This window comes from Cohaesibacter celericrescens, assembly GCF_002866925.1.
Taxonomy (GTDB): Bacteria; Pseudomonadota; Alphaproteobacteria; order Rhizobiales; family Cohaesibacteraceae; genus Cohaesibacter; species Cohaesibacter celericrescens.
Genome location: NZ_PKUQ01000011.1, coordinates 93,384 through 112,118, shown reverse-complemented (window position 1 = coordinate 112,118; position 18,735 = coordinate 93,384). Strand labels below are relative to the sequence as shown.

Annotated in this window: 14 protein-coding genes and 1 tRNA gene; 4 read left to right on the top strand and 11 right to left on the bottom strand. The window is 51.0% G+C overall.

What is annotated here, in order from left to right:
* Nucleotides 1-226 precede the first annotated feature (226 nt).
* Both C0081_RS06590 and C0081_RS06585 read right to left on the bottom strand, forming a co-directional pair.
* Nucleotides 227-1,609: a hypothetical protein gene (locus tag C0081_RS06590; protein WP_146006418.1), complete on the bottom strand. Its 1,383-nt coding sequence runs from the start codon at nucleotides 1,607-1,609 to the stop codon at nucleotides 227-229.
* Nucleotides 1,610-1,872: 263 nt separating this feature from the next.
* Nucleotides 1,873-1,949 (bottom strand) — tRNA-Arg (locus C0081_RS06585).
* 190 nt (nucleotides 1,950-2,139) lie between these two features.
* On the opposite strand from C0081_RS06585, the gene C0081_RS06580 reads away from it, so the two are divergent.
* Both C0081_RS06580 and C0081_RS06575 read left to right on the top strand, forming a co-directional pair.
* Nucleotides 2,140-3,036, top strand: a complete 897-nt coding sequence (locus C0081_RS06580) for a thermonuclease family protein (protein WP_101533014.1) — start codon at nucleotides 2,140-2,142, stop codon at nucleotides 3,034-3,036.
* A 42-nt stretch (nucleotides 3,037-3,078) separates the two neighbouring features.
* Complete coding sequence (locus C0081_RS06575) at nucleotides 3,079-4,554, top strand: M48 family metalloprotease (RefSeq protein ID WP_210200416.1); 1,476 nt, start codon at nucleotides 3,079-3,081, stop codon at nucleotides 4,552-4,554.
* A gap of 125 nt (nucleotides 4,555-4,679) precedes the next feature.
* Here C0081_RS06575 and C0081_RS06570 read toward each other — a convergent pair whose 3' ends face one another.
* The 5 genes from C0081_RS06570 to C0081_RS06550 form a co-directional block, all read right to left on the bottom strand.
* Nucleotides 4,680-5,231: a CarD family transcriptional regulator gene (locus tag C0081_RS06570; protein WP_101533013.1), complete on the bottom strand. Its 552-nt coding sequence runs from the start codon at nucleotides 5,229-5,231 to the stop codon at nucleotides 4,680-4,682.
* Nucleotides 5,232-5,735: 504 nt separating this feature from the next.
* Complete coding sequence (gene fdxA, locus C0081_RS06565) at nucleotides 5,736-6,071, bottom strand: ferredoxin FdxA (protein ID WP_101533028.1); 336 nt, start codon at nucleotides 6,069-6,071, stop codon at nucleotides 5,736-5,738.
* A gap of 431 nt (nucleotides 6,072-6,502) precedes the next feature.
* Complete coding sequence (locus C0081_RS06560) at nucleotides 6,503-6,892, bottom strand: RNA-binding S4 domain-containing protein (protein WP_101533012.1); 390 nt, start codon at nucleotides 6,890-6,892, stop codon at nucleotides 6,503-6,505.
* A 30-nt stretch (nucleotides 6,893-6,922) separates the two neighbouring features.
* Complete coding sequence (locus C0081_RS06555; RefSeq protein WP_425349450.1) at nucleotides 6,923-10,333, bottom strand: helicase-related protein; 3,411 nt, start codon at nucleotides 10,331-10,333, stop codon at nucleotides 6,923-6,925.
* Nucleotides 10,334-11,276: 943 nt separating this feature from the next.
* A complete protein-coding gene (locus C0081_RS06550; RefSeq protein WP_101533011.1) occupies nucleotides 11,277-12,149 on the bottom strand; it encodes a DUF3108 domain-containing protein in 873 nt (290 codons plus the stop codon).
* 475 nt (nucleotides 12,150-12,624) lie between these two features.
* Between C0081_RS06550 and rpmB the strand changes: the two genes are divergently transcribed.
* Nucleotides 12,625-12,912, top strand: a complete 288-nt coding sequence (gene rpmB, locus C0081_RS06545) for a 50S ribosomal protein L28 (RefSeq protein WP_101533010.1) — start codon at nucleotides 12,625-12,627, stop codon at nucleotides 12,910-12,912.
* Between the two features lie 131 nt (nucleotides 12,913-13,043).
* Nucleotides 13,044-13,679, top strand: coding sequence for a queuosine precursor transporter (locus tag C0081_RS06540; RefSeq protein ID WP_180966789.1), 636 nt, complete (start codon nucleotides 13,044-13,046; stop codon nucleotides 13,677-13,679).
* 71 nt (nucleotides 13,680-13,750) lie between these two features.
* On the opposite strand, the gene C0081_RS06535 is transcribed toward C0081_RS06540, so the two are convergent.
* The 4 genes from C0081_RS06535 to C0081_RS06520 all read right to left on the bottom strand — a co-directional run bounded on the left by C0081_RS06535 (nucleotide 13,751) and on the right by C0081_RS06520 (nucleotide 18,686).
* Nucleotides 13,751-14,830: an esterase-like activity of phytase family protein gene (locus C0081_RS06535; protein WP_180966786.1), complete on the bottom strand. Its 1,080-nt coding sequence runs from the start codon at nucleotides 14,828-14,830 to the stop codon at nucleotides 13,751-13,753.
* Between the two features lies 1 nt (nucleotide 14,831).
* Nucleotides 14,832-16,730: a cobaltochelatase subunit CobT gene (cobT, locus tag C0081_RS06530; protein ID WP_101533008.1), complete on the bottom strand. Its 1,899-nt coding sequence runs from the start codon at nucleotides 16,728-16,730 to the stop codon at nucleotides 14,832-14,834.
* A 59-nt stretch (nucleotides 16,731-16,789) separates the two neighbouring features.
* Entirely contained in the window at nucleotides 16,790-17,767 is a 978-nt protein-coding gene (gene cobS / locus C0081_RS06525) for a cobaltochelatase subunit CobS (protein ID WP_101533025.1), read from the bottom strand.
* A gap of 289 nt (nucleotides 17,768-18,056) precedes the next feature.
* Nucleotides 18,057-18,686 (bottom strand): J domain-containing protein, encoded by a 630-nt coding sequence (locus tag C0081_RS06520; RefSeq protein WP_101533007.1) that lies wholly within the window; start codon nucleotides 18,684-18,686, stop codon nucleotides 18,057-18,059.
* Between the last annotated feature and the right edge of the window lie 49 nt (nucleotides 18,687-18,735).

Below are 18,735 nucleotides of genomic sequence, written 5' to 3'. Positions count from 1 at the left end.
GGCACCATTCAATCGTTATAAGGCCCAAAGCACGCAAAATACCAAACCCTCAAAAGATAGCCGGTGGCGCTTACAACTCGTTTATTATGGTATTGAACGCTACCAGCCTTGCAAGTTTGCAAATACCCAAGCGTTCGATGGGCCACACGTCCAACACTGCGACTGGAAATCCAAGAGATGTCGATAATAGGATGATGCCGCAAACTGAGCGGGCGACCAGTTTACTTTATTGCGATGTGTCATCTCGGCCAGAGGCTTGGCCCAATATATGACCATTCAACCCCATAATGAGCCCAAGTGCGAGAGGCGAGAAAATCGCTTCTTCCTGAAATATGCCATTCACCATAACAATGATCAGGATAAAGCTGGCAATGGAATGCAGGTTGATCCGGCTCTCCAGAGAGACTTTGTAAGTTTGCGCGGCAATCCAAGCGTAAACCGCCAACAAACCGAAGGTCGCAATCCCCATTTGATGCAACATAACACCGACAGCGCTCTCCATCGCGATCGGCGTTCGTCCGGCAGCCTGATATGCAGGCCAATCTAAATTGTTAAAGTTAGATACCAGGTTACCACCGTCCCCAAGGCCATTACCAAATGGATAGCCTATGAAATTATAGACACCACCCATAAACCCAAGCACGTGAAAATCACCGATATTGAGCCCCGTGATGATTCCTAAGCCGATATAAACAGCTAGGACAAAAAGCAAAGCCCCAATAGCAAACACCGCGCCAAAGAGTTTGCGCGCCAACAATGCACTGAAAGCAAGCAGCATCATAATCATAGAGCCTTTGGCACTGGCCAAGAGCAACAGAGGGATAATGGGCAAAGTCAGATACCAGCGGCGGTTCATCAGCATAAGAATGGAGAGAAAGGCCAAGACATAGGAATAACTGATCGCATGAATATTGGGGCCACTCATACGCAAGATGACAAAGCTATTTTCCCCCAACAAAGGCGTATTCAGGAAAGCAACTCGCATTGTATCGAGAATATTGCGTACAATCAGCCCGGTTTCCTTCGCCGATTTATCCGCCACCAACCCCAAAACGGCTTCTCTATTGCCAACTTCCCAAAGACGCCACCCATTCACCATATCAAGCCACAGCTCTCGATCCAACATTTCGATGAACCCGAGAATGATCACCAATATCGTTATCGTTACAAAAAATGGCGTTAAAGGCTGTCGGCTCCGTAAAGAAGTAAGGAAAAATATCTGAAAGATCACCAATGGACTGATGATGTTACGCAAATAAATGATTGCACCCGATGGGTTTTTTGCCATGCCCAACAAAAAATAGACCCCAATCAAGCCAAAACCGATCAGACCCGCCCCCATGATACGATTCACAGTGCGCCCGTATGACCGCCAATTGAGCCCATACTGCCCAAACAGCCAGAGCCAAAGGATCATCATCGTTAGAAAATTATAGCCCCTGACAAAATTATAGTCATTTTGATCAACCAGAAAGTCCGAGAAAATCGAAACAAACATATTCTGAAATATGAGGGAAAAAACCACCACCAGCGGCGCCATTGGTGTCAAGAAAAGCGCGGTGCCGGACACCAACAAAAAGTGACACGCAATCGCTAATGCTGGACTCACAAAATGTGCAGCGATGGGAATGACAGTGATCGCAAGACACAGTATCAGGGTAAAAAAGACATGGCTGGTCGTTGCTGAATGCCCGTTAGGAGCACCAACTTTTGCTAAAGCCGCCTCAACTTTATCTATCGCCGACCGAGTGAATGGTAGCGGACCTGATGTGCTATGAATTGCACTCTCCTCTATCCAAGGCATAAAGATGAGAGTAGGCCAGTTTCCATTTCCAAAGGCTTAAGCCGGACAGGATTGATTGCGAATGAGTTTGGTGACCCCGGCGCGAGTCGAACGCGCGACCTACCGCTTAGGAGGCGGTTGCTCTATCCGTCTGAGCTACGGGGCCAGAGAATCTGTCTTCCTCCCAAGGGGAAACCCAACACGGTTCAACCAAAGACAGCAAGAAAGAAAAATTTGACTGACAAAAATCGTCAAGGCTCTGTATCATTTCACCCATCACAGATCAACAGGCCATCCTGAAATCGGTCCCAACAATTCATGCGGATCGCCAATGACGAAGGGAGCAATGCGATTCCATGTATAAGAGATCGGTCCTTAGAGTATTTGGAGCTGGCCTAACGCTGTGGATATACGGCAGCGCCGCACAGGCCGATACGACGCGCGCCCTACACCCATGCATGCAAAACACTTCGACCATACCCTATCAAGCACTGACCTATACATCACCCGCAAATCTTGATGCACCCGATGGCTCTTTTAAACTGGATGGCTTGATCGTGGAGAGACTAACGCCCCCTCCTCTCGCCAAAGCAAAAAAACAACGGATCGAGACGTTTCTCAGCGACCAAACGACGACAAGCGAAATGGTTGCCACAAAAATAGCGAAACGTGACCGATATGGTCGCCAAAGTATTTTTATCGCTAAATCTGGCATCCCTGAAAATCAAGACGAAAGCCAGACAACCCTGCTGCAGGAAGCACTGCTGAACGATGGTTTGGCCCGTGTTGATCCACAATCAGTATCAGCGGCATGCGCAGACCGATTGCTTGCTATTGAAAATCAAGCGCGCGACGCAGAAAAAGGAATATGGCGGATACCTCGCTACCAAGCCAAAGACGCAACCAAACTCGACCTCTCCAATATTGTTTCACGTTATCAAATCATCCACGGAACAGTTAAATCCATCAGTCGCAACAAAGACCGAACAAGCTATCTTAATTTTGGCCGTAATTGGCAGTCAGACTTCACCGTCAGCTTGAGCAAAAAAAGTCTTGCGACTTGGGAAGAGAAAAACAAATCGCTGGATGAATTGTCACAAGCCCATATATATGTCCGGGGGTGGGTGGAAGATCGTGGAGGACCTTTGATTCGTGTGCTCCGCCCGCAACAACTTTGGGTAAAACAGATTGAAACCGACGCTTTGCAAGCCGGCACAGATAGAAACTTGTTAAGACATATAGATGATAAATAACCATGACCGCATTGCTCAAGCAAATCAGATGGGGACAATAGTGTGAGCAACACGCGCCTGAGCCACTTGATGACAGCAGCCATTCTGTGTCTAGCCACTGCGCTACTCACCGGCTGCAACAGTATTCTGACCAGCGGAGAAAAGCCTACCATTTCTGGTGTGGCCCCTTCCGGCACGTCTTCTGTTGACTCGGTCGAGCGTGAAATCGGGCGCAAAGAGCATCCCAAAATCGTCAAAGCCTATGGCGGCATCTATAACAATGACAAGTTGGAACTTATGGTGGCCAAATTGGCAGGCCGCCTTGTCGCCGCCTCTAATGAGCCCAATAGACCCTATCGCATTACGATTTTGAATTCTCCCGCCGTAAACGCCTTTGCATTACCGGGTGGCTATCTCTATGTCACCCGTGGCTTACTGGCTCTGGCCAATGACAAAGCTGAACTTGCAGCTGTTCTATCCCACGAAATGGCCCATGTAACAGCGCGCCACGCGCTGGCTCGCGCCCGGGCGCAACAGAAGAACCAACTGATGTCCAAAGTTATGGACAATATGGTCGGGAAAACGTCCAAGACCGCCTCCATCAAGGCCAAAAATCTTGTCACTCTGGCCAGCTTCTCCCAAGTTCAAGAGCTAGAAGCGGACAAGGAAGGCATTGGAACCACCTTCAGAGCGGGACTAGATCCCTTCGCTGCGAGCCGTTTTCTTGCAACAATGGGAAAATATGCGCAATTTCTCACCGGACAGGCAGATAATGACCCGAAAGCGAATTTCCTGTCTTCGCATCCAACCACGCCCCAGCGCATAAACACCGCCATCTATACGGCCCGCCGGTTTGGCGGCCCCGATGTTGGCGACAGAGAGCGAGAAGACTATCTTGCCGCAATCGATGGCATGTTGTTTGGAGATGCGCCAGATGAAGGGTTCGTTCGCGAACGCTCTTATATTCATCCGCATTTGCGGATCAGATTCACTTTGCCAAAAGGATATCGCCTGGAAAACACCTCCAAGGCCGTGCTTGCTGTCGCCAAAGATGGAACAGCCATGCGCTTTGATGGGGTGAGCGTCAGCCCGGATGTTCCCCTCACCCGATATCTCACATCAGGCTGGGTCTCGGGCTTGTTGACCGGCTCCATCCGAGAACAAACGATCAATGGACAACCAGCCGTCATAGCTGCGGCCAAGGCAAAGGGATGGACCTTCCGCATAGCGGTCATTCGTGTACAGTCAGCCACCTATCGGTTTGTTTTTGCCACGACACAGCCGAACGCTGCCTATGAGAGTGCGGTTACAGAAACCATCAATAGTTTCCAGACCCTGTCTTTCCAACAAGCTCAGGCTTTTAAACCACTGACAATCAAAATCAACACGGTTGGTTGGGGCGATACGCTTCAATCCCTTGCCAAACAAATGCAGGGCACCACCGACAAGGTCGAACTGTTCAGCATTTTGAATGACATCAAAGAGGGGTCTCAGGTCAAGCGCGGACAGATGGTCAAGCAAATCATCGCACAGCAATAATAAGCGTCCGATCCATTGATCATTCGCTCCCGGAAGTCCGCCCAAAGAAAAACCCCGACAGAGAGAATATCTCTATCGGGGTTTTAAATCACTAATCAGCCAGAGCAACTGAAAACCGGCAGCAATTAAGCGGCGGCTTCCTCGTCTTTTGCCACACCGCGGCGCGGACCTTTAGCGAGATTTTTCTCAATCAACTGCACAGCTTCAGTACCGGACAGTTTACGCACTGCCGCCACTTCACGTGCCATCCGATCAAGAGCTGCTTCATAAAGCTGACGTTCGGAATATGATTGTTCCGGCTGTGTGTCGGAACGAAAGAGATCGCGCACGACTTCAGCGATGGACTGCAAATCACCAGAATTGATCTTTGCTTCATATTCCTGTGCGCGGCGGCTCCACATAGTGCGCTTGATTCGAGCGCGACCAGTTACCGTCACCAGTCCTTTTTCAACGCTTTCATCATCTGACAATTTGCGCATACCTACAGACGTAATTTTCCCGATTGGTACCCGCAGTGTCATTTTGTCTTGTTCGAAATTGATGACGAACAGCTCGAGGCTGAGACCAGCGACTTCCTGCTCTTCAATATTGACAATTTGGCCCACACCGTGAGCCGGATAGACAACAAATTCACTGATCTTAAAGCCCTGACGTTGGGTGGCTTTTTTGATGGCCATACGCTTGAAACTCCCGCGTCACGTATTTGAAGGGGGCACCTGTTGCCCGCCCATTTCCGAATGAATAAAAGGCAAAGCCCATTCATCGGTTCTTTGGTAAGTAAGAATGTGATCGGACATCGACACCGTCTCGATCTAATCTTCCAAACATACCGTAATGCATCTAAACTGATTTAGGCACGCACCTGTGTATTACGCACTTTGACATTGCATGAACTTCAAAATGCGCATAAAAAAACTCCTAGATAGGAGCATTGCGAACCTTCCTTTATCAGCTGATTGAGGGAGCATATCATATTTTTGCACTATTTCCAACGTTTGAATGTCAGCAAATGGCATTCTAACAGCATTCCCCTCTTCCCAGAATTCAAAATTTATCGTGATAGTGGCGGAATTTAGCCATTTTTATAACGCGTATTTTGGTTAACTTGGGCACAAAAAAAGGCCCGCATGCGCCACAAATACGCACCCGGACCACCATTCAAATGCTGCATAGCAATATTTTTAGTCGCCTGTACCTGGATTAGGAGAGAGATCTTTTAGCTTATTCTCAACCCCATCCCATTTTTTGGCATCAGGCAATGGATCTTTTTTCACTGTGATATTGGGCCACACTTCAGCGTATTCCGCATTGAGCTTTATCCAACTCTCAAGACCGGGCTCAGTGTCAGGTTTGATTGCTTCAGCAGGACATTCTGGCTCACAAACACCACAGTCGATACATTCATCGGGATGGATAACGAGATAGTTCTCACCCTCATAGAAACAATCAACTGGGCATACTTCCACGCAGTCCGTATATTTGCATTTTATGCAATTATCCATCACGACATAGGTCATTGCGTTCTCCGCAGTAGAGGCAGCAGCATTGGACCTTGGCAAATCAGGGCCAGTCCAGCAATGCCGCGAGCGCTCCGGCTCTTGTTTGATCATCGATCCGCCCAAAAAGCGGCAATGACCATCGACTTCGTTCAAGCGGTTAATCCGCCAGAATTCAACTACCGTTTGCTATCGCTTTTACACATTTGTTTCAAGCGGTAAAGATTGCAAATTCGGTAGGGCAAGCAGAACAAATTTCCAAGAAACACGTTCAAAACCGTCTCTTATCCTCTGTCCTCCACAATGCCCCTCATCTTGCTCATATCAGGGCAATTTGCAGGCCGACATTGATCAATCGCAAACGCGAATTGGAAACAGGTATAGAACATACTTATTTAATAAATTCACCAGACACTCAAGAGAAAATTTTGCCTTTTTGGGTATTTCGCGTCTCATTCATCCATAAAGCTACGTTTCAGACGCATGATATCCCGACGATCTTTCTTGCTTGGACGACCGTGCCCGGCTTCAAGCGAAACAGGGGCAGATTTGTCTGCCCCTGGCTCGGGTTTGGGCGTCAAATCTTCAAACAACAACTGCGCTTCGGGAGCAGGCCCCCGACGCGAACCAAGCTGAACAACCTTATAAACCAAAACATGGGAAGCGCGGGTCACAGTCAAGACATCTTCGACTTTGATCCCTTGGCTGGCCGAGGTCACTTTATCTTTGTTCAGCCGCACACAGCCAGAAGTGACCAATTTGGCAGCCAAACTTCGTGTCTTTGCCACGCGGGCATACCACAACCACTTGTCTATGCGGAGTTTGGCAGTTCTTTCGTTCATGGATCATCGCGCCAAAGAAAGTGACAAGGGCTACTTGCCCTTGTCTAAACTTGCCTTAAGAGCCGCAAGTGCAGCAAACGGGGAATCGGGATCCGCCACTTTCTGCGGCTTGCGAGGAGCCTGTTCACGTGGCTTACCGCGTCCCTTTTCGCCATTGCGCTGACGGTTGGCATTTTTATTGCCACCCTCATTGCCATTGCCTGAACGGTTAGAGCCTTTATAGCCCCCTTCCAGACGCTGGGCTTGACGACTTCCGGTGTTGGCCTTGGGTTCTTTCGGAGTCGGCTTGTTGCGGGCTCCAGACCGATTGGGTTTACGATCTCCCCGACCACCCGGGCGCCAGATTTCGAGCCACTTTTCTTCTTCAACAACTGCAGCTGTAGGGTCGGCATCCACACCCTCACCGGCCTTTGCATCTTCCTGTGGAGAAGTCACGTCAGCCACAACCGCTTCGCTCTGTTCGGAGGCATTGGCCGCGTCTGTTGCGTCAGAAGCCGGTGTTTCGACAGCAGCTGTCTCACCCGAATCTTCACTTTTCGCAGCAGGTTCAGCTTCAATTTTGCGACGCTCGACACGATAACCGAGTGACTTCAAAATGGTTGAAAAGTCTTCGCCAGCACACCCAAGCAAAGAGGTCATAGCAACGGTGACCGTGAAGCCACGCTCCATAACACCTTCCGGTGGCTCAGGTGATTCTTCGGTTGCACGCCAACTCAGAAGCGGACGTATGAGATCTGCCAACCGCTCGAGAATATCGATACGCACAGCTCTTTTGCCATACACACCAAAGCCCACGGTTTTGTAAAGAGAAGGAGAAATCCCTTCATTCACAGGAATGGATGTGCGCCCTGAAGCAGACAGGGAAGGCACTTCAACGATACCGTCCTGATCGAGACCACCGTTGTGCAAAGCCCACATCATCACCAGCATCGAGCTGGGAGCAGGTTTGAGCAAAACGGGAATATAGATGTGATAAGCGCCGAACCGAACGCCGAATTTGCGCAAAGAAGCACGGGCGTCCTGATCCAGAGATCGCACGTCTTCCGAGACCGAACGACGATCCAAAATCCCAAGGTTTTCAACAAGTTGGAACGCCATACCCTTGGCGACACCCTCTAGTTCTTCAGACTCAGCCAGATCCACGAGCGGCTGCAACAGCAGATTGACGTGATTATTGAGCCATAGATTGATTCGGGATTGGACATACTCCAAAGCCTGTCCGCTCAAGCCCTCGTCGGCCAGCACCATCAGCCTCGGTTTCAGCACCGAATCACCAGCCACAAGCTTGGCAATAGGAGCCCCCAGCCAACGCAACAAGCCATCGCCAGATAACAGGAACTGATCATTGGCGGCCCCCGCTATTTTCTCCGATCTGTTTTCGAATTCGACAGATAGGACCTTCTGCGCGGCGGCATGAATGGCTTTGGCATCATTGCCTTCAGCACTCACATCGGGCGCAAAGCGAAACCCTTGCAGCTGTCCAACAAGCTGGCCTTCCACCAGTACGTCACCGGTAGCAGTTATTTCCGCTTCGAGCATTGCTTTTTCTCTCAGACGTTTCATCAAAACACTTGTGCGCCTATCAACAAAGCGCTTGGTTAGCCGCTCATGCAAGGCATCGGATAACCGATCCTCGACGGCCCTTGTCTTCTCTTGCCACAAAACAGGATCATCTAGCCACCCCTTTTTGTTAGCAATAAAGGTCCAAGTGCGGATATGTGCAATTCTATTGGCTAGTGTGTCAATATCACCATCAATTCTATCCGCATAGCCTATTTGTGCGGACAGCCAATCTCGCGACAAAACGCCCCAGTCATCCAGCTGCTGAAAGATAATCCCAATCAAATCAGCATGATTGGCTGGAGCGATCTTGCGATAGTCCGGAACTTGACACACCTCCCACAACAATTTCAGGCGCTCCGGACTGTTGGCCCGTCGCTGAATATCCTTGTCTTTGAACAATAACTCCAGCGCCTGAAGATCACTTGCTGGCAAAGACTTGGTCAAACCCGCTCTATCAGGTGGGACTTCAAGCGTCGCAATCAAGTCCGAATAACTAGAAAAATCAAGCAACCGACTGCGCCACTGCAACATTTTGATCGGCTGGAACACATGACATTCCAGCTGCTCGACCAATTCATCTTCAAATGGGCTCACCCGTCCGGTCACACCAAAGGTACCATCGCGTGTATAACGCCCTGCGCGCCCTGCAATCTGCGCCAATTCTGCCGCCGTCAGGCGACGATGTTGAAAACCATCGAATTTTTTTTCCGCAGCAAAAGCCACATGATCAAGGTCGAGATTGAGCCCCATTCCGATGGCATCGGTTGCGATCAAATGATCCACATCGCCATTTTGAAACATTTCGACCTGAGCATTGCGCGTACGAGGGGACAAACTGCCCATCACCACTGCGGCCCCCCCCTTTTGGCGTCTCACCAACTCTGCGATGGCATAAACATCATTGGCCGAAAAGGTGACCACAGCTGACCGGCGCGGCAAGCGCGATAGTTTCTTGGAGCCAGCATAGGTCAGTTGCGACATCCGCACCCGACTGGTGATCGTCGCATTGGGCAACAATTGTTCGATCATTGGCTGCATGGTCGCGGCACCCAAGAACAAAGTCTCTTCACGACCGCGCAAATGCAGCAAACGGTCGGTGAACACATGTCCACGCTCAAAGTCTGCGGCCAGCTGGACCTCGTCTATGGCGACAAAAGCGACATCAGCCTTGGCGGGCATAGCCTCCACCGTGCAGACATGATACCGCGCCGAAGCGGGCACAATCCGCTCTTCACCGGTATGAAGAGCAACCAGATCTTTTCCCACCTTTTCAACCAGCTTGCCATAGACCTCGCGTGCCAAAAGCCGCAACGGCAATCCGATGATACCAGAAGAATGGCGCACCATTCGCTCGATCGCCATATGGGTCTTGCCGGTATTGGTCGGGCCCAGAAGCGCATTGACCCGACCGATCACAGGCTTCGATCCGGGGGTGACACCAAAATCATCGGCCCAACCTGGCGCGGCCTCTGACAGTTTGGATGCGGTGCGACCATACTGCGTCTTGGCGGCCCTTGCTTCGATCTCCCCAGCAGCAACGTCAGAAGACTGCCTCTGAGAATCGGCATATCCTTTTTGTGACAGTCGATCGAGAAATTGCTCTTCCAAGCTAGGCTCCGGCAAGCTAGATTCCGGTGCTTTTTGGAGTTTATGTGTGCCAGTCACAGCCTTGGCACCTGGCCGCGCCTCTGCTTTGGCATGGCGCATCAGCTCTGCCTCGATGCCGGCAAATCCGCCTGAGGCCTCTTTTCTTGCCTTGATTGATGCTTTTCGCGCCGCTTGCTCAGCTTGCGATTTTTTTTCCGCTTCGACTTTGAGGGAATCCGATAGACCGGCCAATGAGGCAAAAGGAGAATCAGGAACGGGTTTCTTGGTCATGGACGTGCCGATGGCCTATCACTGGGAGCCAACAACCCAAATGGTGCCGACTCAGCGTCTATCAATGCATCAAAGCGCTTTTCAGCGCCTCGTGCTCACCTTTATTTCAGATTGATGGGGCCACTGGCAAGCGCCAATGAAAATGCCATGCTGAATTTCTTGCCAAAACAGGCATCCTTGCAACAGAGCCGACAGGGGCCCTCGCCGATCCGTTCGAGCGGCAGCATTAATAAATAGAACGAGTCTAGAACGAATCATGGCCGAATCGCTGACTTTTCAATATTCCCCTTTTGTTCACAGCACAGGTTGATGCCGAGCACCACAAAGCCACTATATTTTGTGCTTTGCTATTCCCCGTAAAAACCACAACAGACACAGAATGGATATAATCCGTCGAATATTTAAACAATTCGGTCCAATATGAGACATTGTCAGATTTTCAAATCGTTAATAGACAGAGTCAAATAATAGGCGCCGCATTAACCACTTGAACACAGGCGGAACAAAGTCAGCACGAATCAGACATCAAACAGAATTCCCGCTTTGTTCCATCTACATCTGCCCATTTGTTTGCCAGTGCATCCCACATTTTGATAACACTGAATTCAGCTGAAAAGCGCAGCAACAGCGCCATGGGCGTGGCGTTAACCAATTGCCCCAATATGAAACACATTTCACTTCAAATCAGATAGCCAGTCTGCAAAGCATTTATCATAGATTCAACCGGGTACAGTTTGTAGGTCGGCGCAGCCTTTGCAATATGGCAAGCGATACCCCCCGCCCCAAACGATGAAGACCATCCATACCCCGCGACATCCCAAACTCAATGAGATGAGATCAAACGGAGCGGAGGTAGGGCTTTCAGGTTGAAACGGAAGCGAAAAAAAAGAGAGGGCCAAAACCCTCTCTCTTAAAAACAAGACTTCTGAAAACAATCAAGCCATCAATTGACGATCATTTCTCTCGCCTGCAAAACAAGGCGGCCAACCATGGTCCCGATTTGCAACCGATAGATCGCAACCACTGGCTCGTCGCCGACCGGAACAAACCAAGCCTCGAGATCCTTGTTGCTCTCCATATATTTTGTGCTCTTTTTGTTGGGCCGATGGCCCGCAACAAAGCGCATCCGTGCGCCACAACGGGTCACAGGACCGCTATATTGATTGGCGTTGCCAGATCGAACCTGCTTGGTGCCTTTGTAGAACAACTCAATGTTATATCGCCAACGGCCGTCAAACATCCGGATAGTGCGATCACAGACCGACTTACCGACCCTGTCTTTATCTTTGTTAGACTTCACAGAAAGAATCAAGCCACTCAGAGGATCAACAATACCACGCGTGTGAACCCGTTTAAGGGGCACTCGGTCGGCGTGTCTGGAAACGGGTGGGGACGCAGAAAAGTCACTCACATTGCCCGATCGCATAGCAATCTGGACCACGTTGTGGATTTTATCTTCCTTGGAATTGAGCGCATACATCGACGGCAACAGTTTTTCACCCCGCAGAGCACCACTGCTGATAGCACGGCCTTTACTGTCAATAAACAGCTTGGAAATCCCCGAGGTTTTGGCAAAGCCGTCGATCGTGTATTTGCTGCCCTTGACGCTCGCCTTAACGGTTCCCTTGCCGACTGGAATGCCAGCAATAGAGATACCAAAGCGCGCATCGATATCTGTGGCTTGCGCCCGTGGCATCACTCCGACAATCCCGACGATAAGACTTGCGCCCAATAAGACAAGGCGCATCCTGTTTGCTCCAGCCAAGCCGGGCAGAAAGTTAGATATCTGCGGAGTAATATGCTTCCAAGTCAGCATCGTCTTTCCCTAATACACAAACAAAGGCTTGGCCCATACGCAAACACGCGCATCGAAAAGCCGCCAACCGAGACAATGCAAGACACAGTCTCTGCATTACTCTCAAGCACGCCATATTCCGTCACTTTCACGGAATATGGTTAACAAACTACAATCAACCCATATACAATGGCGAATTAAGGCAAATTAAGGGCCTTGAAGACAGCCTCAACCAAGATCGAATAAGGCGTAAAAACGACTATCTTTGCGCGTTGCAGTCTGCGAACATGGGGATCGAAGCGATTGAATCACACATTTTCCGCAGAGAATCCTGAAAAGAAGGGGTCTCATGTCTCGGAAATGCTTGACGCGCGGCGCTAGGGTCACTATACCGAGGCGACTTTTCAGCCCAGCTGCATCTGCATGCTGGCTGTATACAAAATCTGAAATGAGCGGACGCTGTTCGGCGTCCTTATTAATTTGTGAGGGATTTTCCATGGCACGTCGCTGTGAACTGACCGGTAAAGGCGTCCAGTCCGGTAACAACGTCAGCCACGCTAAAAACAGAACCCGCCGTCGTTTTCTGCCAAACTTGGTAAAAGTGACGCTGCTGAGTGAAATTCTCAGCACCGGTGTTAAGATGCGCATCAGCGCTCATGCACTGCGTTCTGTTGAACATCGTGGTGGCCTTGATGCCTTTCTGGTCAAAGCCAAAGACGCTGATCTGTCAACCAATGCGCTGCAGATCAAACGCAAAATCGAAAAGGCACAGGCTGCTGCTTAATGCAGGGTTGGGCTTGGTCCCAAACAGTCATGCTTAAAAATAACAAGCAGCGCCTTTTGGGCGCTGTTTTTGTTTCAAACAACCGCGATGGGCTATCCTCCCGTTTGCGGCATACAGAAGGAGGGCGACATATGGTTGCTGCTCGTAAGTCTCTCGGCTTGGCCATCTTGGCCATGATCTGCATCGTTGTTGCGTCCAATTATCTGGTCCAATTCCCGTTTCGGTCTTTCGGATTGCAAGATCTACTGACATGGGGTGCGTTTACCTACCCATTGGCTTTTCTGGTCACAGACTTGACCAATCGCAAATTTGGCCCACGAACCGCGCGTCATATCGTACTGGTTGGTTTCTTTTTCGCGATCCTATTGTCCATATGGCTTGCCACTCCACGCATCGCTATTGCTTCAGGCTCGGCTTTTCTCGTCGCCCAAATGATGGACGTCTTTGTCTTCAACCAATTGCGTCATGACGCCTGGTGGAAAGCCCCCCTCACCTCGTCCTTCCTCGGGTCGACCATCGATACAGTGATCTTTTTCAGCCTTTCCTTCGCCCTGCAATTTGCGTTTCTAGACACAAGCTTCGGCATGGCATCAGACGCATTTGCGACCGATGCAGCGCCCCTGCTGGGATTTGCCAATATCGAGGCTCCACGCTGGGTCAGTTGGGCAATGGGTGACTATCTGGTCAAGATGAGTGTCTCGTTGGCCATGCTTGGCCCATATAAGGCCTTACGCGGCCGCCAAGACGCCATCGCGCCATCGGCCTAGAAACGCCACACACAACCATCATAACAGCATCACAAGTCAGCTTGAGACGTCTCAAGCCGACTTGTGATGCTTTATGTTCCGGCAGGCAGCAAAAATTGCAGCAAAATAGTGCGCTGAAATGAGTTGAAATTATCGTCCGAAATCAACGACAACAGACTGGATCCATCGGACAGATCCTGCACCGCCAATCCCTCCATATTGTCAAAACCATCCAAAAATGTTCCACGCAAAAGCACATCGGTACGTGTGATGTCCCCTGCAATGAAATCAACGGCCCTGACTCGACGAATTTGAATGACCAAACCGCCCAACAATGAAACTTTTCTCTCAAGGATAACAAGATCTCCGCCAGCGGTGAAGGCCGCAGCGGTGACAAACAGACCATCTTGCTGAGGCAAGGAGAAGCCGATATATCGACGCCCCTGCCGGATCCATCCCAGCACCCTTCCCTTACGGGCCGCTTCGCTGATTAAAACCATAGAACCGGCATGGGCACTGGTTGCAGGAGTGAAAGCAATGGCCTCCAGCCCCGAATTGGCTCGATTGGCCTTTCGTATTTCCTCACTCAAACCAATTTTTTTGCCGACATGGCTTGGTTCGCCGTTCACTATATCATAGCGCAGAACACGGGCAGCCCCCTCAAAGCTGACATAGGCAGAGTTGCCGACAATAGCGAGGCCTTCTGCGTCACGGCGCCATGCGGGCTGCTTCAGGGAAAAACCGGGTATAAAGCGAAAACGCGCCTCATCAAGCCCCACAGGGCGGCCATTGTCGATAACCAACCGCGCAGAAAACAATGCTCCCTTATCACCGACTGCCATAAAGCGTTGCTGATCAAGGAAGGCCAGATCAGAGAACCCGCCGAACAACGGCTCAGAGCTGGACAATTCAAGCCCGCCAACCCAAATCAGCTTCCCCAGTCGATGGCCAGAAGGCCCTAAACCAGCAAAATTATCGATGGGGGAACTCTTCACACGGATCGACTGAAACTTTGGCGCAGGCTGTGGCAAGACCGAGATGGCTTCGGATGCGCTGATAGCAGCCGTAGAAAACAACCCGATAGGCAACAGGCAGGACGCAAACACCACAGGGCGCAACATGTCACCCCGAATTGAGCACCCCTTACCGATAAGGTCAAAAAATTTGACCAACCTAGCGCCTCCGCAGCTTGCGGCGCTGCGATCTTTCTGGAGCGGGCGTAGCATTATCATCGAATAATTCGGCGAGTTTTTCTGTCATCGCTCCACCCAATTCTTCAGCATCGATAATTGTAAGTGCCCGTTTATAGTAACGGGTCACATCATGCCCAATGCCAATGGCCAGCAGATTGACCGGCGACCGGGTCTCGATCTCCTCAATCACCTCGCGCAGATGTTTTTCCAGATAGTTACCCGGGTTGACCGAAAGTGTAGAATCATCCACCGGTGCCCCATCAGAGATCATCATCAGGATTTTGCGCTGCTCTGGCCGGCCCAGCAAGCGCTTGTGCGCCCAATCCAAGGCCTCTCCATCGATATTCTCCTTAAGCAGCCCCTCACGCATCATCAAGCCAAGATTCCGCCGTGAACGGCGCCACGGGCTGTCTGCCGACTTATAAACGATATGCCTCAAGTCGTTGAGTCGTCCAGGGTTGGCCGGTTTATCCGCTTTCAACCAAGCTTCCCGTGCCTGCCCGCCCTTCCATGCTTTGGTCGTAAAGCCAAGAATTTCGACCTTCACATTGCAACGCTCCAACGTGCGCGCAAGAATATCGGCACAGGTTGCGGCGATCGAAATAGGGCGTCCACGCATGGACCCCGAATTATCGATCAGCAAAGTAACGACGGTGTCCTTGAATTCGGTATCCTGTTCCCACTTAAAGGACAGCGGCCGCATTGGATCGGTAACCACCCGTGTCAGACGCGCGGTATCCAACATGCCTTCTTCAAGATCAAAGTCCCAACCGCGATTTTGCTGCGCCAGCAATCGGCGCTGCAACCGGTTGGCCAATCGTGCCACCACCTGATGCAAATTCTGCAATTGTTTGTCCAGATGGCCGCGCAGTCGCTCAAGCTCGGCCGTATCGCAGAGATCTTCGGCAAGCACGACTTCATCAAAAGCGGTGGAATAAACCTGATAACGACCATCCGGTTCATTACGCCCGTAATCCTTGGGCGACATTGACTCGCCAGAATCATCACCATCCGACTCATCAAAGTCCTGCATTTCCTGACTTTGCTGTTCGTCAGATTCGGACTCTCCCGCTTCCAGTTCATCTGCGCTCAGTTCGGCTTCTTGCTCTTGCTGCTGTTCACCACCGGACGCATCTTCCGAGTCCGTATCATTTTCGGCATCGTCATTGTTGCCGCTGTCGCTATCATCTGCATTTTCGTCGCTGTCTTCCGCTTCACCGCCCATATCGTCGGCCACATCAAGATCGGCGAGGACCCGGCGCAAACGGCGGGCAAACTTAGCCTGATCCTGAATGTCACTTTCAAGGTTATCAAGGCTGTCGCCGGCGGTTTGTTCAACCCAGTCACGCCATTGCTCAACCAAATGGCGTGCAGACTCAGGAACGGCTGTCCCGGTGAGTTTTTCACGGACAATCAAAGACAATACATGGTCCAGCGGCGCTTCTTCTACGCGACTGGAATCTCCCGTTACAAACTTTGAATATCGGTCCTCAAGCATCGCCGAAACATTACCGGCAAGTCCAACCATCCGCTTGGAGCCGATGGATTCAACCCGCGCCTGCTCCACTGCATCAAACACACCGCGTGCCCGTGCCCCTTCGGGGGCATGCTTGGCATGAACGCGAGGGTCATGACAAGCAACACGCAGAGCAAGGCTATCAGCCTGCCCCCGCAACACAGCCGCTTTCTCAGGAGTCAGCGCACGGGGTGGTTCGGGCAAGCGCGCGTGGCCCGACACCAGCATCGGCCGATCGGACGAAAACTGCACTTCCAGCTCGACATGACCGGCAATCGCCTTCAGCGTGCCGCCAATTGCATGCTTAAACCGCTCGTTTGGGTCCACATGCCCACCCAATTTGGAAGGAGGTTTGCTCGACATTTGCCTGTATTTCCGTCGTATCTACTGTGCCTGAGAGATTGAGAGGCCGCGCGTGCCCCTTAGCTAACTGCAATATTCAAAGAAGATTCTGGCAATTCCTTACCAAAACAACGCTGATAGAACTCAGCGACCAGTGGCTGCTCCAGCTCATCACATTTATTCAGGAAGGTCACCCGGAAAGCAAAGCCCATATCACCAAAAATCTCGGCATTCTCTGCCCATGTGATAACACTGCGCGGGCTCATCACTGTCGACAAATCGCCATTCATAAAGGCATTGCGGGTCAGATCGGCTACACGCACCATTTTGTCCGCGACATCCTTGCCTGCATCACCAACCAGCGATTTGACCTTGGCCAGCACGATAGCCACTTCATTGTCGTGCGGCAGATAATTCAGCGTTGTAACGATCGACCACCGATCCATCTGGCCTTGGTTGATCTGTTGGGTGCCGTGGTACAGCCCCGAAGTATCGCCCAGTCCAACTGTATTGGCCGTGGCGAACAAACGAAACGCAGGATGGGGTTTGATCACCCGATTCTGGTCAAGCAGCGTCAGACGACCAGCCACCTCGAGCACGCGCTGGATCACGAACATCACATCGGGCCGGCCCGCGTCATATTCGTCAAACACCAGAGCGACGTTATTCTGTAGCGCCCAGGGCAAGATGCCATCCCTAAATTCGGTGATCTGTTTGCCATCTTTAAGAACAATGGCGTCTTTACCGATCAGATCAATACGGGAAATATGACTATCAAGATTGACGCGCACACAAGGCCAATTCAGCCGCGCAGCAACCTGCTCGATATGGGATGACTTGCCCGTACCGTGATAGCCCGAAATCATCACCCGCCGATTGTGGGAGAAGCCAGCAAGAATGGCGAGCGTTGTCTCTCTGTCAAACAGATAATCTGGATCAAAGTCAGGGACATGATCACTGGTCTGGCTGAAAGCCGGAACCATAAAGTCGGCATCTATGCCAAACACATCACGCACAGACACTTCAGTATCCGGCACATTGGAATTCTCGTTGCTCATATCATTCATAGCACTGCTCTGGATGAGGCCTTGTCTTGTCTCACATACACACAGTGTGCGAAGAGGAGCGATCTACGCTTAATCAAGGCCCGATTGAATGGCTCGGTCTTACGGAAAGGCAACTTAAAGCAATCCGAGGCGAAAAGGAAAGAAAGATTTGATTTTTTTGTCCCGACACAATCGTCGGCAGAACAAAGGCTTGGCCAAAAAGACCAAAGGCGGATCCCTCCGCCTTTCGTTTCAAGTTCATATCAAACTGCAAAAAGCCAAACGGCTATCAACCAGCAGCTCAACAATAACCGCCCGCGCGCAAAGAATTATAAGCTGCGATCACGTCTTGCAGCCGTTCTTCACAGGCACGATCCCCTTTGTTGAGATCGGGGTGATTTTCCTTGAGCAGGCGCTTATAGGCTTTTTTCACGTCATCAGCCGTTGCTGGCAACGTCAAACCAAGCGTATCGAAGGCCTTGGCTTCAAGAGGGCGCAATTTGCGTGTTTGCTCTTGATGACGAGACCGACGCTTGGCCCGCTCAGCGGCTCGCTGGGAGTGGCCGTCAGAAAACCCGGTGGCCTCCCAACTACGGCCGCGCGTCGCACCGGCTTTATCGGTTTCGTTGCCCCAAGCATTCACGCCCATTTTCCACGTTGGGCGATCACCAGTTGCGGTGCTCGCTTTTGCGGTATCCGCAGCGTCGTCGTCCATGCCACTAAAATAGTTGTAATTGCGATTGAAGTCTCGGGCATGGCCCTCGCAGAAATTGTGAAATTCTTTACCACCTGAGCCACGCTTGGGAGCCTTGCAGCTGCCACGCTTGTCACAATCGGGCCATTCACATTTCCCGCCATGCTGTTGCTTTTTGCGACGTTCCACATCAGGCTTGATGCGAATCGAGTCGAAGAGTTTCGAGTCAAGTTTCATGAATCTACGCTTGTCTCCGGACGCTTTTAAAGGCGTGTTTGGGTTCGAA